The 4,604-nt window shown below is 76.9% G+C and carries 4 protein-coding genes and 1 pseudogene; 3 read left to right on the top strand and 2 right to left on the bottom strand.

Annotated elements, in window-relative coordinates:
• Both ABEB16_RS19020 and ABEB16_RS19015 read left to right on the top strand, forming a co-directional pair.
• Nucleotides 1-694, top strand: a 694-nt coding sequence (locus ABEB16_RS19020) for an MFS transporter (protein WP_486335996.1), incomplete at its 5' end; no start/stop codon positions are given.
• Nucleotides 695-768: 74 nt separating this feature from the next.
• Nucleotides 769-1,674, top strand: a pseudogene (locus ABEB16_RS19015) (SMP-30/gluconolactonase/LRE family protein); the annotation flags it as partial.
• Here the strand turns inward: ABEB16_RS19015 and ABEB16_RS19010 are convergent.
• Nucleotides 1,625-2,554 carry a prephenate dehydratase gene (locus ABEB16_RS19010; protein WP_345713778.1) on the bottom strand — a complete coding sequence of 310 codons (930 nt, stop codon included), beginning with the start codon at nucleotides 2,552-2,554 and terminating at the stop codon, nucleotides 1,625-1,627. The pseudogene ABEB16_RS19015 and the gene ABEB16_RS19010 overlap by 50 nt on opposite strands.
• Nucleotides 2,551-3,621: a LacI family DNA-binding transcriptional regulator gene (locus ABEB16_RS19005; RefSeq protein ID WP_345713777.1), complete on the bottom strand. Its 1,071-nt coding sequence runs from the start codon at nucleotides 3,619-3,621 to the stop codon at nucleotides 2,551-2,553. Before ABEB16_RS19005 ends, ABEB16_RS19010 begins: the two co-directional genes overlap by 4 nt.
• 164 nt (nucleotides 3,622-3,785) lie before the next feature.
• Here ABEB16_RS19005 and ABEB16_RS19000 point away from each other — a divergent pair.
• On the top strand, nucleotides 3,786-4,604 hold an 819-nt coding region (locus ABEB16_RS19000), incomplete at its 3' end, for a PfkB family carbohydrate kinase (RefSeq protein ID WP_345713776.1).

The raw sequence follows: 4,604 nt of genomic DNA, 5'->3' as shown, positions 1-4,604 counted from the left end.
CCCCGGCGCGCGACCTCCCGCGCAGCGGCCACCGCGGCCCGCGGTGCGGCGGGGGGCGCGCGCGGCGGCCGGGCGGCTGCACCGCGGCGTGCTCGCCACCCTGACCGGGTACGCGCGCCTGCTGCGCGACCGCCGGTTCCTGCCCTTCGCGCTGATGCCGGGGCTGTCGCTGGCCGTCGTGGTCTGCTACGTGGCCGTCTCGCCGTTCGTGCTGCAGGAGGTGCACGGGCTGAGCCCGCAGGAGTTCGCGGTCGTCTTCGCCTGCAACGGCGTGGCGCTCGTCGGCGGCTCCCAGCTCAACGCCGCCCTCGTCGCCCGCGTCGCGCCGGTGGCGGTGCTGCGGGTGGCGGTGCCGCTGACGGCGGTGGTGTCCGCGGCCCTGCTCGCGGTGGTGCTCACCGGTGCCGGCGGCCTGCCCGGGCTGCTGGTCGTGCTCTGGCTGCTGCTGGCCGCCGGGGGCCTGGTGCCGCCCAACGCGGTCACGCTGGCGCTGGCCGAGCAGGGGCGCACCGCCGGGGCGGCGGCCGCGGTCGTCTCGGCCACCCAGCACGGCCTGGCCGGTCTCGTCGGCATCGTCGCCGCGGCCCTGGGCGGCGACGCCCGGGCGCTGGCCGTGGTCGTGCTGGCCGCCACCTGCGCCTCGACGGTGCTGCTCGTGCTCGGCCTGCGCGTGCGGCGGCCGGCCGTCGCGTAACCTGCGCCCGCCCGCACCCGGCCGCGGGCGCGCGGATGCGGAGCGGACACGGAGCGGACACGGAGGAGGCGCGGATGTCGCTGGCGGAGCTGGTGGGCAGCGGGCTGCTCGCACCCGGCGCGGAGCTGGAGCGCGTCGCCACCGGCGCCACGTGGGCGGAGGGCCCGGTGTGGTTGCCCGAGCGGCGCGCGGTGTGGTTCAGCGACATCCCCGGCGACCGCATCCTGCAGTTCGACGAGGCCACCGGTGCGCTGAGCACCCACCGCGCGGGTGTGGAGTTCACCAACGGCCGCACCCTCGACCTCGACGGCGCCGTCGTGCAGTGCTCCCACGGCCGGCGCGCGGTGGAGCGCGAGCGCGACGGGGAGGTGACCGTGCTGGCCGAGCGCTGGAACGGGGTGCGGTTCAACTCGCCCAACGACGTCGTCGTGAAGTCCGACGGCACGATCTGGTTCACCGACCCCTCCTACGGCATCTCCAAGCCCCAGGAGGGCCACCCGGGGGAGACCGAGTACGGCGACCACTACGTCTTCCGCCTCGACCCGGCCACCGGGCGCGTCGACCCCGTCGTCATCGACGTGGAGATGCCCAACGGGCTGGCGTTCTCCCCGGACGAGTCCGTCCTCTACGTCGCCGACTCCTCCCTCGCCCCGCCGACGGGGGTGCGCGACCCCGCCCGCCCCGCCGGGCACGCCATCCACGCCTACGACGTCGTCGGGGGCCGCCACGCCAAGAACGGCCGCACGTTCGCGGTGGTGGACCCCGGCCTGCCCGACGGGTTCCGCGTCGACGTCGCCGGCAACGTGTGGACCTCCAGCGCCGACGCCGTGCAGGTGTTCACCGCCGCCGGGGAGCTGCTGGGCCGCATCGAGGTGCCCGAGGTCGTCGCGAACCTCTGTTTCGGCGGGGCGGACTTCCGCACCCTCTACGTCACCGCGACCACGAGCCTGTACCGGATCCGCACGAACACCACCGGCGCCCCGGCGGCCAGCGCCCGGGCCAGACCCCGGCGGCGCCGCGGACCGTCGAGCGGAACGGGTGGGCGGGGTAGACCCCGAGGACCCGCACGTCGGTGGTGAAGAACTCCAGCTCCGCCAGCGCGCGCGCCAGCGGCGGGTCGGACGGGTGGCCCTCCACGTCCACGAGGAACTGCGTCGCGGCGAACCCCGCGCCGACCATGTAGCTCTCCAGCCGCGTCATGTTCGTGCCGTTGGTCGCGAAACCCCCCAGCGCCTTGTAGAGCGCGGAGGGCACGTTGCGCACCTGGAACACCAGGGTGGTGAGGACCTGGCCGGGCAGGTCCTCGCGCGCGGGCGGTTCGGGGGCGTCGGCCAGCACGACGAAGCGGGTGGTGTTCGTCGGGTCGTCCTCCACCCCGGAGGCCAGGACCTGCAGGCCGTACAGCTGCGCGCACGGCGGCGGCGCCAGCGACGCCCGCGCGGGATCGGCCCACCGGGCCACCGCGCGGGCCGAGCCGGCCGTGTCGCCGGCGATGACGGGGCTGAGGCGGTGCTCGCGCAGGAAACCGCGGCACTGCCCCAGCGCGTGCACGTGGCTGTGCGCCTCCCGCACGTCCTCCAGCCGGCTGCCGGGCACCCCGAGCAGGTCGAAGCGGATGCGCAGGAAGTGCTCGCCGACGATGCGCAGGTGCGTCTCGGGCAGGAGCAGGTGGATGTCGGCGACCCGCCCGGCGAGGGAGTTCTCGATGGGGATCATCGCCCGCTGCGCGCGGCCGGTGACGACCTCGGCGAAGGCGTCCTCGAAACTCGCGCAGGGCAGCGCCTCCCACCCCGGGAACACCTCCGTGCACGCGATGTGGGAGTTCGACCCGGGTTCCCCCTGGTAGGCGATCGCGCTCACGCCCCGAGCGTGCCACGACCGCCGGTGCCGACCGGCACCGGCCCCGGGTCGGACGCCGTCGTGCGCGGCGCTCGGCCCGGCCGGCAGCCGCAGGAGGTGCGGTGCCGCAGCGCGGGCACGACCCGCTCCGCGCGCGCCGGCAGCGCGGGGTCGGCGATGCGCTCGAGCATCATCGCCACCGCCCGCGCCCCCATCCGCGGCACGTCCTGCGCGATGGCGGTCAGCCGCGGCTCGAAGAGGTCCGACCACTCGAAGTCGTCGTAGCAGGCGAGCGCGACGTCGTCGGGGACCCGCAGGCCGAGGTCGCGCAGCGCGCGCATCGTGCCGATCGTCATGGCGTTGTTGCCGACGACCACGGCGCTGGGGCGCCCGGCCCGCGCGAACAGCGCGGCCACGGCCTCGGCCGCCCGCCCCGGCTCGCTGCCGCCCGCCACGACGAGCGCGGGGTCGTCGTCGAGGCCGCGCTCGGCGACGGTGCGCCGGTACCCGGCGAGGCGCTCGGCGCTGGAGTGCAGCCCGGGCATGCCGACGACCATCGCGACGCGGGTGTGCCCGATGTCGGCGAGGTGTCCCGCCAGGGCCGCCGTCGCCTCGACGTTCTCCGGGGCGATCTGGTCCAGGCCGTCGTCGGTGAAGCGGTCCACGAGCACGGTGGGCACCCCGGCGGCGCGCAGCAGCGGCAGGGCCCGCTCACCGGCGTGCGGGGAGGGGGCCAGCAGCACGCCGTCGACGCGGCGGTCGGCGAGCTCCTGCACGACCCGCAGCTCCTGCTCGGCGTCGTCGTGGGTGTCGCCGAGCAGCAGCGTGTAGCCGGCGGCGCGGGCGGCGGACTCCACGGCCCGCACGAGGTCGGCGAAGTGCGGGTTGGCGCTGATGGAGCTGGCCAGGCCCAGGGTCGTCGTGCTGGAGGTGGCCAGCGAGCGGGCGAGGGCGTTGTGCCGGTAGCCGGTCTGGGCGATGGCGCGCAGCACCGCCTCGCGGGTGCCGTCGCTGACGGGGCGGGTGCCGTTGACGACGTGGGAGACGGTGGAGGCGTTGACGCCCGCCAGCCGGGCCACGTCCGCCATCCTCACCACCGGCACCCCGCTGCTCGCACGGCGTCATGGTGGTGCACCGGCAAGCGCTTGCGCAAGCGCTTGTCAGTGCCTAGGCTCGCGGAGCGCCCGATGCTCCACCGGGCACGGCCCGCACCGCCCACCACCCGGCCCGGCTCCACCGTGCAGGAGGCCCCGTGATCACCGTGCTCGGCGAGAGCCTGGTCGACGTCGTGCGCTCGGCCGACGGGCGGGTGCGGCGCCACCCCGGCGGCAGCCCCGCCAACGTCGCCGTCGGCCTGGCCCGCCTCGGCCACGGCGTGCGGCTGCGCACCGCCTTCGGTGACGACGCCGACGGCGCCCTGCTCGCCGCGGCGTTCGAGCGCGACGGGGTGCAGGTGCTGCGCGCGGTGACCGCCGCCACCAGCACCGCCACCGCCCACCTGGACGCCACCGGTGCCGCCGGCTACGAGTTCTCCCTGCTGCCGGACCCGGACCCGCAGCTGCCGGCGGAGCTGGGGGAGTGCCTGCACACCGGTTCCCTCGCCGCGCTGGTCCCCGCCGCGGCCGAGCGCAGCGCCGCGCTGCTGCGCGCCGCCCGCGGCCGGGCGGCCGTCTCCTTCGACCCCAACTGCCGCCCCGCCCTCATGGGCGAGCCCGCGGACGTGCGCGCGCGGGTGGCCGAGCACGTGGCCGCCAGCGACGTCGTCAAGGCCAGCGCCGAGGACGTGGCGTGGCTGCACCCGGGGGAGGACGTGCGGGCCGTCGCGCGCCGCTGGGCCGGGCTCGGCCCCGCCCTCGTCGTCGTCACCGACGGCGGCGCCGGCTGCACCGCCGTCGCCGCGGCCGGGGAGGTGGCCGTGCCTGCGCTGCCCGTGGCCGTCGCCGACACCGTCGGGGCGGGGGACTCCTTCACCTCCGCCCTGCTCGACGCCCTCAGCCGCCGCGGTGCGCTCGGCGCGGACAGCCGGGAGCGGATCGCGCGGCTGGACGCGGCGGAGATCGCCGACGTGCTG

Source organism: Kineococcus glutinatus (genome assembly GCF_039542765.1).
GTDB classification, from domain to species: domain Bacteria; phylum Actinomycetota; class Actinomycetes; order Actinomycetales; family Kineococcaceae; genus Kineococcus_A; species Kineococcus_A glutinatus.
This window is presented reverse-complemented; position numbering and strand designations above follow the sequence as displayed.

Coding starts and splice junctions, on each gene's coding strand:
- ABEB16_RS19005 (WP_345713777.1), bottom strand. CDS start 3,621: ATGGCGGACGTGGCCCGGCTGGCGGGCGTCAACGCCTCCACCGTCTCC.